Annotated in this window: 18 protein-coding genes; 12 read left to right on the plus strand and 6 right to left on the minus strand. The window is 38.9% G+C overall.

The features are described from left to right. Positions 1-111: 111 nt before the first annotated feature. Positions 112-687 (plus strand): SF0329 family protein, encoded by a 576-nt coding sequence (locus AC6CH1_RS15290; protein ID WP_498318353.1) that lies wholly within the window; start codon positions 112-114, stop codon positions 685-687. Between the two features lie 26 nt (positions 688-713). On the opposite strand, the gene AC6CH1_RS15295 is transcribed toward AC6CH1_RS15290, so the two are convergent. From AC6CH1_RS15295 to AC6CH1_RS15305, 3 genes are all read right to left on the minus strand, one after another. Beyond that, a complete protein-coding gene (locus AC6CH1_RS15295) occupies positions 714-911 on the minus strand; it encodes a YwbE family protein (protein WP_251690640.1) in 198 nt (65 codons plus the stop codon). Positions 912-981: 70 nt separating this feature from the next. Continuing rightward, positions 982-1,899: a dipeptidase gene (locus AC6CH1_RS15300; protein WP_498318332.1), complete on the minus strand. Its 918-nt coding sequence runs from the start codon at positions 1,897-1,899 to the stop codon at positions 982-984. 73 nt (positions 1,900-1,972) lie between these two features. Continuing rightward, positions 1,973-3,676, minus strand: a complete 1,704-nt coding sequence (locus AC6CH1_RS15305) for an ABC transporter ATP-binding protein (RefSeq protein WP_427711984.1) — start codon at positions 3,674-3,676, stop codon at positions 1,973-1,975. Between the two features lie 264 nt (positions 3,677-3,940). On the opposite strand from AC6CH1_RS15305, the gene AC6CH1_RS15310 reads away from it, so the two are divergent. Beyond that, positions 3,941-4,852: an HNH endonuclease gene (locus AC6CH1_RS15310; protein ID WP_498318335.1), complete on the plus strand. Its 912-nt coding sequence runs from the start codon at positions 3,941-3,943 to the stop codon at positions 4,850-4,852. A gap of 52 nt (positions 4,853-4,904) precedes the next feature. On the opposite strand, the gene AC6CH1_RS15315 is transcribed toward AC6CH1_RS15310, so the two are convergent. From AC6CH1_RS15315 to AC6CH1_RS15325, 3 genes are all read right to left on the minus strand, one after another. Further along, a complete protein-coding gene (locus AC6CH1_RS15315) occupies positions 4,905-7,775 on the minus strand; it encodes a DEAD/DEAH box helicase (protein WP_498318337.1) in 2,871 nt (956 codons plus the stop codon). Positions 7,776-7,796: 21 nt separating this feature from the next. Then, the gene (locus AC6CH1_RS15320; protein ID WP_498318338.1) at positions 7,797-8,186 is read right to left on the minus strand and encodes a (deoxy)nucleoside triphosphate pyrophosphohydrolase; all 390 of its coding nucleotides are present in this window, start codon (positions 8,184-8,186) and stop codon (positions 7,797-7,799) included. 90 nt (positions 8,187-8,276) lie between these two features. Then, positions 8,277-9,047: an IclR family transcriptional regulator gene (locus tag AC6CH1_RS15325; RefSeq protein ID WP_498318339.1), complete on the minus strand. Its 771-nt coding sequence runs from the start codon at positions 9,045-9,047 to the stop codon at positions 8,277-8,279. Between the two features lie 181 nt (positions 9,048-9,228). Between AC6CH1_RS15325 and AC6CH1_RS15330 the strand changes: the two genes are divergently transcribed. From AC6CH1_RS15330 to AC6CH1_RS15375, 10 genes are all read left to right on the plus strand, one after another. Then, complete coding sequence (locus AC6CH1_RS15330) at positions 9,229-10,209, plus strand: catechol 2,3-dioxygenase (protein WP_498318340.1); 981 nt, start codon at positions 9,229-9,231, stop codon at positions 10,207-10,209. 12 nt (positions 10,210-10,221) lie between these two features. Next, the gene (locus AC6CH1_RS15335) at positions 10,222-11,130 is read left to right on the plus strand and encodes an acetaldehyde dehydrogenase (acetylating) (RefSeq protein WP_498318342.1); all 909 of its coding nucleotides are present in this window, start codon (positions 10,222-10,224) and stop codon (positions 11,128-11,130) included. Beyond that, a complete protein-coding gene (dmpG, locus tag AC6CH1_RS15340; RefSeq protein WP_251690653.1) occupies positions 11,127-12,137 on the plus strand; it encodes a 4-hydroxy-2-oxovalerate aldolase in 1,011 nt (336 codons plus the stop codon). Before AC6CH1_RS15335 ends, dmpG begins: the two co-directional genes overlap by 4 nt. A gap of 4 nt (positions 12,138-12,141) precedes the next feature. After that, positions 12,142-12,918 carry a 2-keto-4-pentenoate hydratase gene (locus AC6CH1_RS15345; protein ID WP_498318344.1) on the plus strand — a complete coding sequence of 259 codons (777 nt, stop codon included), beginning with the start codon at positions 12,142-12,144 and terminating at the stop codon, positions 12,916-12,918. Positions 12,919-12,928: 10 nt separating this feature from the next. Next, positions 12,929-13,741: a 2-keto-4-pentenoate hydratase gene (locus AC6CH1_RS15350; RefSeq protein ID WP_498318346.1), complete on the plus strand. Its 813-nt coding sequence runs from the start codon at positions 12,929-12,931 to the stop codon at positions 13,739-13,741. Continuing rightward, positions 13,723-13,929, plus strand: a complete 207-nt coding sequence (locus AC6CH1_RS15355; protein ID WP_251690656.1) for a tautomerase family protein — start codon at positions 13,723-13,725, stop codon at positions 13,927-13,929. Before AC6CH1_RS15350 ends, AC6CH1_RS15355 begins: the two co-directional genes overlap by 19 nt. Next, the gene (locus AC6CH1_RS15360; RefSeq protein ID WP_251690657.1) at positions 13,916-15,388 is read left to right on the plus strand and encodes an aldehyde dehydrogenase; all 1,473 of its coding nucleotides are present in this window, start codon (positions 13,916-13,918) and stop codon (positions 15,386-15,388) included. Before AC6CH1_RS15355 ends, AC6CH1_RS15360 begins: the two co-directional genes overlap by 14 nt. A 173-nt stretch (positions 15,389-15,561) precedes the next feature. After that, positions 15,562-16,851: a PucR family transcriptional regulator gene (locus AC6CH1_RS15365; protein WP_498318347.1), complete on the plus strand. Its 1,290-nt coding sequence runs from the start codon at positions 15,562-15,564 to the stop codon at positions 16,849-16,851. A 171-nt stretch (positions 16,852-17,022) separates the two neighbouring features. After that, positions 17,023-18,525: a 4-hydroxyphenylacetate 3-hydroxylase family protein gene (locus tag AC6CH1_RS15370; RefSeq protein ID WP_427712015.1), complete on the plus strand. Its 1,503-nt coding sequence runs from the start codon at positions 17,023-17,025 to the stop codon at positions 18,523-18,525. 20 nt (positions 18,526-18,545) lie between these two features. Then, the gene (locus AC6CH1_RS15375; protein WP_498318349.1) at positions 18,546-19,028 is read left to right on the plus strand and encodes a flavin reductase family protein; all 483 of its coding nucleotides are present in this window, start codon (positions 18,546-18,548) and stop codon (positions 19,026-19,028) included. Positions 19,029-19,458 lie beyond the last annotated feature (430 nt).

The raw sequence follows: 19,458 nt of genomic DNA on the forward strand, positions 1-19,458 counted from the left end.
CAATTTTCGTTGTTGAAATTCTTACCAGAAAATTTAAATACCTTGCTAGAAGTGGAGAACTTCGGAACCCCATTTGAAGCAATTACTAATTTTTAGAAAGGCTGATCGATTATTAAATGGAGTAAAACTAAATCAACACTTGAAGGTTTTATATGTGAAAAGTTACAAGGAAGAATTAAAATATATGCAACTGTCTACCGGAAATTTCATGATGACCCAAGCAGGGTATGGATTACATTTGATAAAAAAGAACTTATCAGTGCTTCGGATGTTACTTATCAAATAAGACATGAAGAAACATACCGGAAAATAAAAGAGGAAGAGAATTTAAAAGGAATTCCATTCAATCCGAATTGGGACGAGATGTTTCAATCTCCTGAGCGGCAAGCGCTGGTAAAAGCATCAGATAAATCAGAAGAAATGATGATTCACCAAAATATTTTCAGCAGTTATCACTTTTATGCGCCCTTTATGGAATATAGTTCATTGTCCATTGAAGAAGCGTTAACTTCCGAAAATATAATGATACAGGCATTTGCAATGTTTGATAGAAGGCTAGGCAAAAGAAGGTTGGAAAACTTGATTCTTACGAGCAAAAATACACACCCATTAATTTTGAGATTTTATAATATCCGATGTGATGTTGAAGGGATTGCAGTAACAGAAAATCCCCCGCCTAAAATGTAGGTAGGGGAATAGTTTTGCTTTGATACTTACTTTGGATAAGTCTGACAAACACGTCCAATTTGTCCATCAGCCAACCGCACTTTAATGCCGTGGGGATGGGAGCTGCTGTTTGTCAGTAAATCCTTTACGATACCGCGTGTTGTTTTGCCTGTACGCTGGTCTTTTTTTAGTACAATATCAACTTCCAAGCCAGGAAAGACATCGCTTCGATTTTTGCCGTTCATAGTAAAACGTCCTCTCATTCATAAGTTTCTTTAGTATAGCATGAAATGATAGAGGAACCGATACTACACACTACTTCGGCAAATGCTTCAAAAAATTCGCAGCCGCAAATCCACGCACGTCCTGTTCACTGTAATTCTTTAACAGCTCATTAACTAAGTTTTGTTGCATTCCAGAATGTTCAAGATGGGGAATCTTCGCATCGATTCCATCAAAATCAGATCCAAGCCCAATCAAATGCTTCCCTCCAAGTGAGCAAATATAGTCAATATGACGAATCAAGTCGGTCATGCTCGCTGTGCTTGTGCCGTTTATAAATTCAGGATAATACACAACATGAATCGGCGCATTTTTTTCTATCATTGCTTTTATTTGAGCATCATTCAAGTTTCGCTCATGATTGCAGACCGCCATTGCATTCGAATGAGAAGCGATCACATAATCGGCATGCTCGATTACATCCCAAAAGCTTCGTTCATGTAGATGGGTAACATCGGTGAAAAGGCGATGTTCATTATTCAGCTTGATGATTTCTTTGCCAAACGGTGTAACGCCAATCTGTGATGTACTATGTAAACCGTCTGCCGCTTCGTTTGAGTAATTCCATGTAAGCCCGATCGACAACACGCCAAGCTCACGGAACTGATGCCAAAAATCAATGTCGCCACCGAAAAAATCAACGCCTTCAATTGTTAAAAAAGCGCCTGTTTGTCCCGGCTGAAGCTTCTCAAAATCCGTCCATTTCTTCACATGCACAACTTGTTCGCTTAGCACTTCATTCTGAAAATGCGCAATTTGCCTAAAAGCCGCAGTCCGTTTTTCCTCCAATGTTAAAGTAGGGTAAACATAAACCGCAAACGCCTGTGCCATCACATTACCTGCGCGAAGTTTATCGGCATTTACATCAAGCAGACCATCGTTAAACCGGTGACCGTCCTGCTGCATACGCCACAATGCATCACAATGTAAATCAATTACTGGAATACTCATTAAAAAACCCCCTCCATTTTGGTGAAAAAAAGGTGAATGACCGCAATCATCCACCTCATCTTTCTTTTAATCTTTATGCATGATGAAGCCCTGCAAAAATACCGCCTTTTGCGACAAGCTCTTCATATGTGCCTTGCTCTTCAATGCCATTTGGTGTGACAACGAAAATATAGTCCGCATCGCGAATTGTCGCTAAACGGTGCGCAATGATCAATGTCGTCCGGTTTTTCGCCAAATCATTCAACGACTGCTGGATAATCCGCTCAGTCGCTGTATCTAAGGCAGATGTTGCCTCATCCAAAATTAAAATTGGCGGGTTTTTCAGGAACATTCGCGCAATTGCAAGACGCTGTTTTTGTCCGCCCGATAATTTCAGACCACGTTCACCGATTTCCGTCTCAAAGCCATCCGGTAAATTCTCGATAAATTCCAGCAAGTTCGCCTGCTCGGCCGCTGCTTTAATATCCTCGAAGCTCGCACCTAATTTACCATATTCGATATTTTCACGGATAGTACCTGTAAATAAAAATACATCCTGCTGTACTGTACCGATTTGCTTGCGGAGCGACTGCTGTGTTAAATCGCGGATATCATAACCGTCAATTGTAATCGCACCATCCGTAATATCGTAAAAGCGGGGGATTAGTGCACTGATCGTCGTTTTCCCTGAACCGGACGGGCCGACAAAGGCAACCGTTTTTCCTGCTTCCACCTTGAACGATAGATTGTTCAGAACTTGCTTGCTGTCCGCATATTTGAAGTCCACGTTTTTAAATTCGATATCGCCGTTTAATTGGTCCACATCAATTGCATTTGGGCGGTCGACAATCGTCGGCTCCTGGTCAAGCAGATCGCAGAAACGTTTAAAGCCGGCCATTCCTTTTGGATACATCTCAAGTAATGCACTGATCTTATCGATTGGTCTAATTAATACATTCGTAAATAAAATGAAGCTTGCAAACTCCCCGGCTGATAGATTGTCGTTAAATGAAAGCCAAGCGCCAACAACAAGCACGAGCAATGTCAATAGACGTGTTAAAAAGTAAATGCTTGAATGCGTACCAGCCATTACTTTATAGGCATAGATTTTCGCTTTACGGAAAAGAGCATTTTGGTCTTTGAAGCGGTTCGTTTCGAATTCTTCATTTGTAAATGATTTCACGACGCGAATACCGGAGAAGCTGTCTTCCACACGGCCATTGACGTTCGCAATTTCAGTGTACATAACGCTCCAGCCTTTTTTCATTCGTCTATTGCTCCAATACATAACTGCAATTAAAAACGGAACGAATATCAGAATAATCGTCGCAAGGGTCGCGTTAATGTTGAACATAATTGTAAACGCCCCGATGAAGGTCATCATTGCGATGAACAAATCTTCCGGACCATGATGCGCAAACTCCCCGATATCGAATAAGTCATTCGTAATACGACTCATTAAATGACCTGTTTTCATATTATCGAAAAACGTATAAGGCTGACGCTGCACATGATTGAACAGTTGCTGGCGCATATCGGTTTCGATATTGACCCCGAGTTTATGCCCCAAATAGTTCACGACAAAGTTCATGCCCGTACTTAAAATATACGTCAGTAAAAGAAGCGCACTGATTTTCGTAATCATGCCCCAATCGTTTGTCGGGAGCAGATCATCGATAAACCATTGCACAGCCATCGGGAACAGCAATTCCAAAACGGCCACAAATACCGCACACGAGAAGTCGATAATGAACAATCGCTTATGCGGCTTATAATACGTAAAAAATCTTGCTAGCATTTCTAGTCCTTTCTGTTAAACAACTCAAAACTGAGTGCAACTGGTTGTAATAGTAGTGAAAATGATTCTTACTCGGATTATAACATTTTTTGGGAGCTTTTCGAGAGTCGAAATTTTGGAGCAGAAAAATTTAAATTTAATTTCATGGAGAATTTGGAGACGATACTATGGAAGTGAGATTTATTTATAAGGCATGTTAGTTATGATAAGAAAAAAGAAATGGTAAACTAAAAGAAAGCAAAGAAGAGAAGCGAAGGTGTACGTATGAATTTTTATATCGTAATGCAAGGGCGTACATACGATGAGGCGAAGGAAAAGCAGGTCGTATGGTGCTCAATTTTAGATAATAGTGGACAAACACCACATTCTTGGGAGCGGATGAAGGAAGTAAAGAAGGGCGATGCGATTTTTCACTGTGTCAAAGGAGAAATCGTTGCGATCAGTACTGCTCAGGAAGATTGTGGGGAAGGCGTGAATCCTTTTGATCAATCAGGTGAAGTGGGGCATCAATTCCCGGCGGTGTACGAGGAACTACATTTTCCAGTTTCGATAAAAGAACATTTTGAAGAAATCGAGCCACTGCTCCCGGTCAAGTATTCACCGTTCCAACATAATGGTGACGGCAACCAAGGCTTTTTGTATCCTTGTAATGAAATGCTCGCAATCAAACTACTTGAGCTTATGAGTGATGCGAATATTTATGAGGAAAATGAGGAGCAGCTGGAATTTGCTATTGGTCTGATAGCGCAAAAGGAACGTAATACGCTGGCACCAGTATTAATCGAAACTGAAGCGGAAGCAAAGGTGAAAATCCGTAAAGGCCAGCAAAAATTTAGAAAGCAACTGATGCCGTTATGGGACAATCAATGTGCGCTATGCGGCATCTCGCTACCTGGATTATTACGCGCAAGTCATTCAAAACCTTGGAAAGATGCAACAAATGATGAACGACTTGATCCATACAACGGTATTCTACTATGTCATAACCATGATGCGTTATATGACCAAGGCTATATCGCGTTTGATGGAACGGGGAAAATCCATATATCCTCTGAAATTGAACAGATGGATTATGTGAAATACGGGATTCATGAGAAAATGCGCGTTGCAAGAGTAGAAGAGAATAAGAAATATTTCAAGTGGCATAAGCGGGAGATATTTAGAGGCAATGAATAATCAATAGAAAAAGCAAGGTGTGACCAAAACTTGGGCTACACCTTGCTTTATTTTATTCTTCTACTAAATAGTGGTAGATGTCGTATTGAATTGGTTGTTCGAGAACCATCTCCATTGTAACGACAGGATAATATTTTCCTTTATCTAAAATTCTTTCTGGCTTTGCAGAACTTGGATTCACAGCACATCGACCAAGGTAATAGAAATCTTTACCTTCACCATTGTCTTTTTTTACAAACAGATAAACGTTTGTCCCATTTTCAACAGAATGAATAAGGATTTGCATTTCCTTTGATTTATCAATATATCGATTTTTTGTTGAACACCATTTAAATGTATCGTCTGATAAAAATTCATCCATATAGTTTGTTTCAAGATCGTTCTCATCGTTTTTATGATAGTTTACGAAAATAGGGAAATCCCCATTTTTCGGACGACCACCATTTAATGTACCTTCCTCGTTCTTTTCCCAATCTAGTAAGCGACATACTTCACGGCGCGAGTACTTTTCATATAGTTTAAATGGCTCGTGATTATTGAATTGTTTATTTTTCATAAATGCACATTCAAGTAAATCAACGAAGTACTGTTTGAAATTTTTATCTCGAAGTGAAAGTTGCAATTCCTCATTAAACATATAGCATGAATTTGATTTAATAATTAAAGGTTTATTTCCGAATTTTTTGTTGTCAGCTTCTACGAAAAAGTTTAAAGAAAACACATTTTCGATGCCTTCAATTGTACCTTTATGAATATACGCATTTCGAGCTTGCAATGCTGTAATATAGCTTTGCTCTGAAATAGATTCTTCTTCTAAAAGAAGTTGCAACAATAAAATTTCATGAATTCTTTTCCCTGATAAAAAGTCCTTTCCAATGAATGATAAGACGGATTTTTCGTAATCGGTAATTGAAGGGATACCTTCTTTCATCTTCATTAAAAAGTCATAATAGGTAGGGGTGTAGCTAATAATGACTTCGGGATCTAAAGAATTTTGTTCAATAAAATCTTTAAGCAATGGAATACGTCCAATCCGATTTTTAAGCCCAGAATAGCTATCTCTTAACATTTTTAATGTGGATAAATTCGCGTTATTTATCGCATCAAAAATTTGCTTTTTCGCAATCTCTTCAAAGTTAATCGTTGAAACCCCTTGAATATAATCTGTATTAACCGTGTTGCGGCGAACATTATCTTTGTTCATCGACTTGTCACCGGATAGGGCGATCGGAATTAAGTAGTTATTTTTATAGTTGCCGATAAAATCAATGATCGTTACATATTCCTTCACAATATGTTTCCGTAATCCTCGACCAAGCTGCTGAATGAAAATGATACTAGATTGTGTTTGGCGAAGCATGACAATTTGGTTAATGAAAGGAATATCAATACCTTCGTTAAAAATATCTACCGTCAAAATATATTCCAGCTCACCATTTTCTAATTTAACAATCGCTTCTTCACGTTCTTCTTGAGAGTGATCTCCAGTCAATGCAGTCGTTTTATATCCGCGCATATTCAGTAAGTTGGATAGAGTATGGGCTTCTTCCTTCGTACTGCAAAACATTAATCCACGAACACGATCCCCAGAAAAGCCGTAATACGAAATTTTTTCAATAATATGATCGATTCGCTCCCGATGAATTAACTTTTGTAAGTCTGCTGTTTCATCGATGAGTTCACCATCAAGCTCATAGTCCGTCACACCAAAATAGTGGAAGGGGCAGAGCATATCTTCTTCTAATGCTGCTTGAAGGCGAATTTCATAGGCCACATTATAATCAAATAGTTCATAAATATTGAAGTTATCTGTACGTTCTGGTGTTGCTGTCATCCCTAATAAAAATTGAGGTTCAAAGTAATCCATAATCCTTAAATACGATTCGGCCCCTGCTCGGTGAACTTCATCAATTAAAATGTAGTCGAAATGATCTTTAGCGAATTGTTGTAAGTAAGGGTCACGTGAAATAGTCTGGACCGTTGCAAATAAATAACGTGCATTTAAATCTTTTGTGTTACCTGATAAAATCCCATAGTCTTGCGGATCACCTAGTAAAATATTGCGGAAATCTTGCATCGCCTTCTTCAAAATTTGCTCACGGTGAACAATAAATAGCATGCGTTTTGGTGCAGCATTTCGAACATCAAACGCAGATAAATAAGTTTTCCCTGTCCCAGTCGCTGAAATGATGAGTCCACGGTTTGCACCACTTTGGCGAAGGAGCTTTAACTGCTCAAGCGCGGCAGTTTGCATTTTATTAGGCTGTATTTTTAAACTCTCTTTTAATGGGTTCGTTACATATAAAGGTGGAGAGGCTACTTTATTATTGAATTCTGGCTTCTCATAATTGATTTGATAGTGTGCAATCCACTCTTCACTTAAAGGGATTGCACTATTCCATTGCTGTTCAAACTGATTTTTAAAATGGTTGATCACTTCACCATTTTCAAGGGATGTTAAATAAACATTCCATTCAAAGTTTGCTTTTAGTGCACTATCCGTTAAGTTAGAGCTTCCAACAATTAATGAATAATGCTGATCATGCTCGAAAATATAGCCTTTAGAGTGGAAGCCTTTCACATCAGTAACGCGAACTTCAACATTCGTTAATTTGAGCAATTCTTTAAACATTTTTGGCTGATTAAAGCTTAAAAAGGTAGACGTTAATATACGACCACGAATGCCTTTTTTCTCAAGGTCATATAGCATCGTTTTAATTGTCGCTAATCCACCTTCAGTAATAAATGCCACAGAAAAAGTGAACGTTTTACATGTCTTCATTTCTTGTAAAAGTGTCGAAAGGACATTTTCATGTGCTTTATTGGATAATAGCTTTGGCTTAAACTGTGAGGAGACGGCCTTTGTTTGATCGATAAACCCTTTATGTAAAGAGGCTTCAAGTTTTTTAACTAACTGCTCCATAAAAGCACCACCTTTAAATACTTATTTTAATAACTTTTCAACGGCTGGAATATCTGCTGGTGCAAAATCGAGTTCATTAAGTGATGCACGCTTTACCCACTTCGTATCTGAATGCTCTAAAGCAACCGGTGTTCCATTCACAATTTTAGCCATATATGTTTCAAGACGAACGATAAACGTACCGTAATCATAAGTTGTATCTTCAACTTTATCGCCTACAGCTATTTCACATGTAAATTCTTCTAAAATCTCGCGCTTTAACGCTTGCTGTGGTGTTTCATCTTTTTCGATCTTTCCGCCTGGAAACTCCCAATAGTTTGGTAATGACATTTGAGGACTCCGTTGTGCACAGTAAATTTCTTGTTTTTCATTTTCGATAATAGCTCCAACTACGTGTACTTGTTTTTTCATATAACATCCATCCTATCTATTAATCCTATCTATAATATAGCTGATGATGAAAAAGTTTGCTGCCAATAAAATTTAGCCCCCAAAAAATCCTCACTGAAAAGACAAATACCCAATCTTCTTCGTAATTTTGGCAGACTCTTCACGAAGTAATCTTATATAGTAATTTATTTTTTCATCTGTTAACCGATTGGTAGGGGCAACAATATTAATTGCTGCAATTACTTTACTCTGCTGGTTTTTGATGGGTACGGCAATGGATGTCATATTGGTGCGGTACTCGCCTCGTACAACGGCATATCCTTTTTCCTTCGTGTTTTGCAACTCTTTTTGCAACAGATTAGCATCTACTATCGTACGTGGGGTAAATCTCATAAAAGGTTGGTCAAGGATTCGTTTAATCGTATTAGTGCTGCTGTACGCCAATAATACGCGGCCGCTTGCAGTACAGTGCAAATAATTTGAGTGGCCGATATGTGATTCTACTTCGACCGTTTGCTGGTTTGATAATTTATTAAGATAAACAATGGCATCATTTTTCAAAATGGCTAAATGAGAAGTTTCCCCGGTTAACGTAATGAGTTTCATCATACTTTCTAACGTCACATCGTAAATATCCAAATGTTTTAAATAAATGGAGTTCAGTTCAATTAGTGATATGCCCAATTCGTACTTGGCATTATTTTTAGCTTTTGTTACAAAGCCCTCTGATTCCAATGTTTTTAAAAGTCTGTGTACACTGCTTTTACTAATCCCCAATTCATCTGCCAAGTCCAACACGCCTTTTTGATGATCGTTTATTTTAAAAGCCTTCAAAATTTTCAATGCGTTTTTAACGGAATGTAGCTCGCCATTATTCTTCATTTGTAACCCCCATTGAAATTCTATTTGATGTTTATATTATTCTCTAAAAAACATTTTTCACCTTTCCCGCATAGAGGGAATTTCTTGTTGTATATAACAAAATAACAGTTAATATTAATTTACAATCTATTTTGATTTTTCAGAAAATAGAGCGAAGAATAACATTCAAGGGGGATTAATCATGAATAATTATGTAGAGCCAATCTTTGATGTAGCACAAATCGCACATGTTGAGGTACTTTCTAACACGCCGGAGGAATCGATTAAATTTTACACAGAAATGTTAGGTATGGCCGTTGTAGATGTTATTGAAAATCAAACATTTTTACGTGCTTATGAAGAAAATTATAAATACTCCTTAATTATTACTGAATCTGATTATTCAGGTTTAGGACATGTAGCATGGCGCACAACATCTCCACAAGCATTAGAGCGTCGGGTTAAGGCGATTGAGGCGAGTGGGTATGGTATTGGTTGGCAAAACGAAAATTATGGACATGGACCTTCTTATGCATTTACAACTCCTGATGGTCATAACATGGAAGTCTTTTGGGAAGTAGAATACTTTGATTGTCCTGAAGAGAACAAGTCTAAGTTACTTTCTCGATTTAGTAAGCGTCCAAATCGTGGTGTCCCGGTACGTCGATTAGACCATATTAATTTATTCTCATCAAATCCTAAAGCTGATACAGAATTTTTAGTTGAAGTATTAGGCTTTAAACTTCGCGAACAAATTGTTGATGGAGAGTTTGTCGTAGGATCATGGATTAGTGCTTCTAACCTCGTTCATGAAATCGCTTTCATGGCTGAGCCTACAGGGGCTAAAGGAAAATTACATCATATTTGCTATTGGTATGGTATACCTCAAAACTTATACGAAGTTGGCGATTTGTTGAAAGACCATGGTTACTTTATTGAAATCCCACCGAATAAGCATGGGGTTAGCCAAGCATTTTGTATGTATGCCTATGAGCCAAGCGGGATGCGAGTTGAATTGTTTGGAGATGCAGGCTACTTGATCTTTGACCCGGATTGGAAAACGATTACTTGGCAAATGGCCGATGTTCCAGGTAACGGAGATACTTGGATAGGGGCGGCTTTCCCTGACTCGTTCTGGACATATGGTGTAGGTAAAATAGCTGAAAAAGTTACAAACGAATAGAGGGGTTAGCAGATGACTAAAGTTCCAGTAGCAATTTTAGGAAGCGGCAACATCGGTACAGACTTGATGATGAAAATCTTAAAAGCTGATGGACATTTAGATTTAGTTCTGGTGGCAGGTATTGATCCTGCCTCAGACGGTCTAAAGCGTGCCAAAGAAGCGGGGATAGCAACAACTGCAAAGGGGATTCACGGGATTATCGAACACGGTTCCGCACAAATAGTTTTTGATGCCACGAGTGCGTATTCGCATATTGAACACGCTAAAATCCTTAAAGAAAATGGCATTGTGGCGATCGATTTAACGCCTGCAGCAATCGGTCCGTATGTTATTCCAAGTATTAATATAGAAGAACATATCAATGAAATGAATATCAATATGGTGTCCTGCAGCGGGCAGGCTACAACGCCGCTTGTTTATGCAGTGAGCCAAATTGCGGAAGTGCTTTACAGTGAAATTATCGCTACGATTTCAAGCCCGTCCATTGGTTTAGGTACACGCCAAAACTTGGATGAATTTACAATTACAACTGCGAATGCAGCAAAATTAGTGGGCGGTGCACAATCAGCACGTGCTATGCCGGTCATCAACGCAGCAGAGCCGCCTATTTTAATGAATAATACGGTATATGCGCTACTGGAAGACGACATTGATCCAATTCAATTACAGAAATCTGTAGAAGATGTCGTGCAAAAGGTGAAGCAATATGTACCAGGTTACCGACTGAAAGGGCAACCGATTGTCGATGAACGCGAAACACCTTGGGGCAACCGTAAAGTGGTCATTATTATGAATGAGGTAGAAGGCGCGGGCGATTATTTCCCGAAATATGCCGGTAATCTCGATATTATGACAGCTGCGGCTTTACAAGTAGGAGAAAAAATTGCAGAAAATATGCTGAAGGGAGCTGCTTTAAAGTGACCAATATCATAATCGGGGACACTACATTACGTGATGGTTCACATGCAGTCAGCCATTCTTTTACCCCACAATTTGTTGGGAAAATCGTTACTGAATTAGCGGCAGCAAATGTTCCTTTGATCGAAGTGAGTCATGGTGCAGGACTTCAAGGCTCCACGATTCAGCAAGGCTTTTCTAAATACGATGAAATGAAGCTGATTGAGGCTGCTGTAAAAGTAAAAGGCCAATCTAAAATTGCTTCATTGTTCGTTCCAGGCATTGGAACACGTCCGGCCATTGTAGAAGCCGCCAATATTGGAATTGATGCACTCCGTATCGCAGTTCACTGTACAGAGGCGAATATCTCACAACAATATTTTGAAGAAGCGAAAAAGCAAAATCTAGGTGCTTACGGATTTTTGATGATGAGCCACAGTACGACACCGCAGCGTTTAGCGGAAGAAGCGAAGAAAATGGAAGAGTATGGTGCAGACGGTGTATATATCGTCGATTCTGCCGGTGCATTAGTGCCAAAAACAGTCATTGAACGGATACATGCATTAAAAGAGACACTGTCAATTCAGATAGGATTCCATGGTCATAATAATTTAGGGTTGGCAGTTGGCAACTCGTTAACAGCGATTGAACATGGTGCGACATTAATTGATGGGACACTTCGCGGATTAGGTGCAGGTGCGGGGAATGCACCATTGGAAGTCCTTATTGCAGCAATGGTGAAATCGAATATAGAAACACCAATCGTCCTTTCAACACTGATGAATGCTGCGGAAGAATTAGTGGCTCCAGAAATGCATTACTTGCCGTTTATTGACCGTGAAAATTTATCATCAGGATATGCCGGTGTGTACAATAGTTTCCTGTTACACGTAAGAAAAGCTGCAGAAAAATTCCAAGTAAATCCGGTAAGTATTATCGAAGAACTTGGGAAGCGAAATGCCGTTGCAGGACAGGAAGACTGGATTATCGATGTTGCAATGGAACTATCTACAAAGAAAGTTGAGGTCTGATAGTATGTCAAATGCACAAGGGTTTGCTTCAATGCTTTTGGAAGCTGAGCAGACGAAGGCACCAATTGAACCGTTCACACAGCTTGCGCCTACAATTTCTTTAGAGCAGGCTTATGAAATCCAACTTGCTTATGTAGAGCAAAAAAAACAGGCTGGCCATAAAGTCATCGGTAAAAAAATTGGCGCTACGAGTAAAGCAATTCAAAATATGTTCAACGTTAATCAGCCGGATTACGGTCATTTATTCGATTATATGTTGTACAAATCGGGTGATACGATCAACATTGATCAACTAATTCAGCCTAAAGTTGAATCAGAACTTGCCTTCGTTTTAAAAGAAGATATTAAGGGTCCTAATATAACACCTCTAGATGTCCTATTGGCGATTGATTATATTGTGCCGGCATTTGAAATAATCGACAGCCGTATTGCAGATTGGCGAATTAAATTTGAAGATACGGTATCAGATAACGGCTCGTCAGGCTTGGTCGTATTAGGAGAACAACGTCTTTCGATTTATGATATTGACTTAACAACAATCGGTTTAAATACGTATCAGAACGGCGAACTCATTGAAATGGGTACAGGAAGTAATGTTTTAGGCAGTCCGATTAACTCTGCGGTTTGGTTAGCGAACGCATTACAACAATTTAATGTCCCGCTACTTGCTGGCGAAGTGATTTTAACTGGCGCATTTACATCGGCGTTACCAATAAAAAAAGGTGATCATTTTAAGGCAGCCTTCGGACAAATTGGTTCGGTTGAAGTGAAGTTTGTATAGGGGGATTCATATGACGAGTATTACTAAATTATCGGTTGTAGATGAGTTGTATTGGGCTGAAAAAAATGCGCAAACACTTGAACAGTTTGCCAATAAAATAGATGGTTTCTCAGAGCGTGAAGCTTATGAAATTCAGCAGTTACTAGTAGATAAAAAAATAGAGCAAGAACAAACGGAACAAATCGGGTGGAAGTTGGGACTAACATCAAAAGCAAAACAGCAGATGATGGGGGTTCATGAACCGTCATATGGTGTGCTTTTAAAGAACATGTACTTAATCGAAGGTGGTAAACATGATTTAACACCATACATCCATCCAAAACTGGAACCAGAACTCGCTTTCGTTTTAAAGAAGCCGTTAAATGGTTCACCAACATTAGAAGAAGTAATCGATGCAATTGATTTTGTGTTGCCGGCATTTGAAATCATTGATAGTAGATTTGAACGCTTTAAGTTTACATTACTAGATGCAATTGCCGATAATTCATCTTCGAGTCGGTATATTTTGGGCAACCGTCCAATAAAACTGGATGCCGATTTTATTGATGCATTAGGGGTTATTTATTATAAAAATGGAGAAATCGTTGCTTCGACAACATCCGGTGCGGTGATGCAAAATCCGCTTATAAGCATTCAGTGGTTAGCGGAAAAGCTGCATGAGCGTAACTTGCATTTAAAACCGCGTGACTTAATTTTAAGCGGATCCATTAGTGAAGCAATCGAAATAAAACCGGGAGACTTTTTCCATGCAAGTTTCCAAAGCTTAGGAACGATTTCGGTTTCATTTACTGGAGGTGGGGGCGAATGCCATTCATCCAAGTAACAATTTTAGAGGGCCGTACACCCGAACAAAAGGAGCGCCTTATTGAACAATTAAGCAAAACAGCCAGCGATGTATTGGATGCGCCACTGGAAACCGTGCGCGTACATCTACAAGAAACGGCTGCAACACATTGGGGCATAGCAGGGAAATCCGTTGCCAAAAGGAGAGAGACAGATGCTAACAACTGAAAAAGAAGTGTTAACGGTTAATCATTTTATTAATGGACAATACAGACAATCTGCAACAAAGAAAACATTTGAAGTACATGATCCTTCCAACCAACGTTTAATTGCGATTGTTTCGGAAGCATCCGAAGAGGACGTTACAGAAGCTGCCAACAGTGCGCGTCAAGCTTTTGAACATAGTGAATGGCGTACAATGCCGTTAGCGGAGCGTTGTGCGAAAATTCGCAGGATGGCTGATATAATCGTTGAACGAAAAGAAGAAATTGCCCGCCTTGAAGCAATGGATGTAGGGAAGCCTTATCAGCATGCAGTCGGCTCCGATATCCCACGTGCTGCCCATAATTTGCGGTTCTTTGCAGATTTCGTAGAGAAGCAAGGGGATGAAGCGTATCCAATGGATGAAAACTTTATCAACTATACACGCTATGAGCCTGTTGGTGTAGCCGGTCTAATTACTCCTTGGAATGCACCATTTATGTTAACGACTTGGAAATTGGGTCCATGTCTGGCAGCGGGGAATACAGCTGTCATTAAGCCGGCTGAATTGACGCCATTATCGGTTTCACTTCTTGGAGAAATTGCACAACAGGCAGGCATTCCTGATGGTGTCGTAAACGTGATTCATGGAAGCGGAAAAACGGTTGGTACATGGGTAACGGAACAGCCTGAAATTGATTTGATTTCATTTACAGGATCGACTGTTACAGGTAAACAGATTATTAAAAATGGCGCGGATACATTGAAGAAAACATCATTTGAGCTTGGCGGGAAAGCAGCGAATATTATTTTCGAAGATGCGGATTTATCAAAAGCTGTACCGACATCGATTCAGGCAGCATTTTTAAATTCTGGGCAAGTTTGTTTAGCCGGTTCACGCATTTTAGTGCAGCGTACAATTTTAGACGAATTTTTGGATAAATTTAAAGCGGCAGCAGAGGCGCTAGTCGTTGGTGATCCGCAAGACCCGAAAACGACGACAGGGCCGTTAGTAAGTAAAGTTCAATACGATAAGGTGAATTATTATATTGAATTGGCCAAAGAAGAAGGGGCAAAACTGGTTACAGGTGACCAGCCGCTACAATTATCGGATGATCTGGAGAAGGGCTACTACATTGCCCCGACAATTTTCCTGCATCATGATCCGAATGCACGTACTTGCCAGGAAGAGATTTTTGGTCCGGTCGTAACGATTTTACCGTTCGATACGGAAGAAGAAGCTTTAACGATTGCGAACAATACGGATTATGGCTTAAACGGGGTCATTTGGACAGAAAATCTAAAGCGAGCACACCGTGTGTCACATGCCGTACGTGCTGGGACCATTTGGGTGAATTGCTGGTTTGTTCGTGATTTACGTGTTCCATTTGGCGGCTTCAAAAAGAGCGGTGTTGGTCGAGAAGGTGGACGTCATAGTATGGAATTCTTTACGGAAGCGAAGAATATTTGCATCTCCTTGAACTAAAATGCTTATCATCCTATTTGGAAACCAAATGGGGTGATAAGCTTTATTTAGATTGAAGGCAGAAATAGATTTAGAAATGGTTACTACTGGTGTGTATTGAAGCGCTAATTCCAAGAAATAGATAAATAGATGTTGAGTAGAGATTGAATTATATATTGAAAGGCGTGGATTTATTGTTAAATTTTGATTTGGAAAAAAAGCATACAACCTTTATACCAATGCAAAACCTGGAGCAACAAATCGATGTGAATAAGATGGCTAAGGAAAATCTGCAACTGAAAAATGTAATCGCAATCTACAATAAATTAAATGAAATGCTCGTACAAAAACAAAATTTAATTGAAATATTAAAGGAATGTAACCAAATGGTAGGAAGAGAGATTGCTTTATTTGATCTTGAAGGGGAACTTAGCTATTCATCCTGTCAATCGGTACTCCTGGAAAACTTTATTCTGGAATATAAAAAGAAATATACGAATTGGAAGTTTCGGGAGCAGCGCGAAATCAATTTGGACAGCGGGGAAATCCTTATTTCACCGATAACAGTCGATCAGGAAGTCTTCCAATATTGCGGATTTTTCTATCGTAAAGATGAAATCATTACAGAAGAAGAAAAACTGATACTCGAGCGAATCAGCACTATCTGCAGTATTGTTCTCATCAATAAAAAAGCGATGTTTGATGCAAATGAACGAATGAAAGCCGTGTTATTCGAAAAGCTTCTTATTGGAGAAATTACGGATTATAAAGAGTTGTTACGGGAATTGAAATTATTGAATATTTATGTGCAGGAAAGTTACCATATCGCTTATATTTCCTTTAACTACAAAGATAAATCAAGTGATGACAATTTACAGATGTTTGTAAAAGTGTATCGTGAAATCGTGAACTTCTTTAAAAATCTAAATCTGGAAGTACTAATTGTTCAACGAGGTCAAGGGGTTTTATGCTTTGTTCCGCTTGCTTTTGATGACCCACTATTGGACGGGGCGCCAGAAAAATTTCTGCATTCAATCGATAAGTATCAGGATTCGATTATTTGCCGTGTCGGTATAAGTTCAACAACCAATACATTGGAATGTCTCAATCAATCAATTAAAGAGGCAATCATTGCTGAAAGAATGGCCACTGCCAATGAAACGGTCAGTCATTTTGAGGATATCGGCATACTTGGGGCATTATTATATACGGAACATCATCAATTACTTAGAAGTATAGTAGAAAGAGATCTTCTGGAAATTCTCCCTCAAGAGGACTTGATGCATACTCTTTATTATTTTTTAGATAATGGCGGTAATTTGGAGAAGACAGCCAAGTTAACGAATTTATCTGTCGGAGGGGTCAGGTATCGTTTGCAAAATATAAAGGAGTTATTACAAATCGATTTACGTTGTCCTAAAATCCGATTTCAGCTTTTGTTAAATTTAAAAGTACTTAAAGTATTAAATCTCCCCGCAATTTAAATTAGTATTTATAGATCATTTAACGACTAAATCAGGTCGTTAAGTAATTTTTTTATTGTGAAACTAACATTAGCTGTTAGTGAAAACAAAAATTTTAGACAGGAACTGCAATATGTGAAAACGCTTTCCTCAATTACACTAATGCTAACAAATCAAAGGGGGTTATAAGTTATGTATACTGGTAAAAGTTACTTGGAAAGCCTAAATGATGGTCGTGTTGTTTATTTAAATGGTGAAAAGATTGATAATGTCGTAGAACATCCCGCCTATGAAAATTCTGCAAAATCATATTCACGTCTTTATGATTCATTGCATGATCCGGAAAAACAGTCAATATTAACAGGAATTAATGAGTATGGTGACCGTACACATAAATTTTTTATAACTCCAAAGAATGCGGACGATTTATTAGGAGCGCGTGATGCTATTGCAGAATGGTCTAAATTAAATTTTGGGTTTATGGGCCGCACACCTGATTACAAAGCTTCGTTCCTCGGACATTTAAATGCCTACTCAGACTACTATGTAGGTTTTGAAGATAATGCAAAAGCATGGTATCGAAAAGCATCGAAAGAGCTACCATTTGTCAATCATACGGTCATCAACCCACAAATGGATCGTTCAAAACCATTGCATGAAAATAAAGACGTTTTCGTTCGTGTAGTGAAAGAAAGAGATGATGGGATTATCGTAAAAGGGGCAAAAATGGTAGGGACATCCGCTGCGTTGACTCATTATAATTTTGTCGCTAACTACGGACCTAAATCCCTTGGTGATGGAGATGTAAGTCATGCGTTGATTTTCTTATTGCCAATGAATGCGCCGGGATTAAAAATGATCAGTCGTCAATCATATGAGTTTAGTGCTAAAGTAAACGGTTCTCCATTCGACTATCCTTTATCAAGCCGTTTTGATGAAAATGATGCGGTTATTGTTTTGGATAATGTATTTATTCCATGGGAAGATGTTCTGGCTTATAAAAATGTAGAAGTCTCTAACAATTTCGTGCCGGCCACACATTTCGTCAATCGCTTCAGCTTCCACGGGTGTACGCGTTTAGGTGTTAAGCTGGACTTTATGTTAGGACTAATTTTAAAAGCAACGGAGTCTTCTGGTACGCATCAATTTAGAGGTGTTCAAGCAAATATAGGAGAAATAGTTGCGATGCGAAATATGATTTGGTCATTATCTACAGCTATGGCGACAAACCCTGATATAGGTATGAGCGGAATTGCTGTTCCTAATGGTGAAGCTGCCAGTGCATATCGCGTCCTTGCACCGGAAGTATGGGTAAAGGTCGTTCATATTTTCGAACAAGTAGTTGCGGGAGGTCTAATTCAGCTACCGTCAAGTGCTGCTGATTTCAATAACCCTGAAATTCGTCCTTACTTAGATGAATATTATCGCGGCTCAGGTGTAGATGCTGAATCACGTGTGAAATTATTGAAAATGGTATGGGATGCAATCGGGTCTGAGTTTGGTGGGCGCCATGAATTATACGAAGTGAACTATGCAGGCAACCATGAAAACATTCGACTGGAAGCGTTATACCATGGTATGGCTACTGGGAATGTGGATTATTTCAAATCTGTCGTGGACAGTGCGATGTCTGACTACGATTTAAATGGATGGACGAACCCGGTCTGGAAAACAAAATCAAACGTTACAATATAAGAGGAAAAGAGGGGAACTTGATGACAGCACTTTCATTTAGACAAGCAATGGGACAATTTGCAACAGGTGTCACGGTTATTACTACTTTAAATGATGCAGAGCCACATGGAATGACTGCAAATGGTTTTATGTCAATTTCACTCGATCCTGAATTGGTCGCAATTTCAATCGGACATAAGGCAGCAACATTAAATAAAATCAAAGCGTCAAATATTTTCGGCGTTAGTATTTTACAGTCTGAACAAATCGACATTTCCAAAAGATTCGCAGGTCAAATTGAAGTAGAAAGTACTTTTGAGTTTGAGTATGTCGACAATTTTCCACTTATCCCTAATTCGATCATGCGCACAGTTTGTGAAGTAGTTGAACAAATCGAGGCAGGCGATCATACAATCTTTTTAGGCAAGCCGAAGTTAATTGAAGTTAATGAAGGCAATCCGCTATTATTTTATCAAGGGAAATATCGGGAAGTTGAAGAGCTGGAAGTAATTCAAAAAGCTTAAATCTTATTAAAGTGAAGAAAGGCTCCAAACGTTCGAAGGTTCCAAAGCTGAGGCTGGGATTTTGAATGATTGGAGTTTTTTGATTTTCCGTTTATATAGCAGGTGGTTTAATGATAGTGAGAAGAGATGTAGTTTGATTTTTTAACAGTTTTATTCTTCGTAAGGAGAGGGAGCATGAGATTTTCCGGCTGGTTTTAGTATTTATTTCGTGGACATTTAAATAAGAAGAAAGTAGGGTGAAATAAAAAAGATAAAAAAAGTTATTTAAAACTGTTGACGTTTAATAGAATAGGATGTATAGTTATACAAGTCGCCGGGAGTTACCGAGACAAACGAAACAAAATGAACCTTGAAAACTGAACAAGCAACGTTAATGAAACAAGCTTCTTAAATGAAGCAAACAATAGATTTCAACTTCTAACGGAGTTGG

The organism is Solibacillus sp. GQ1 (assembly GCF_059758555.1).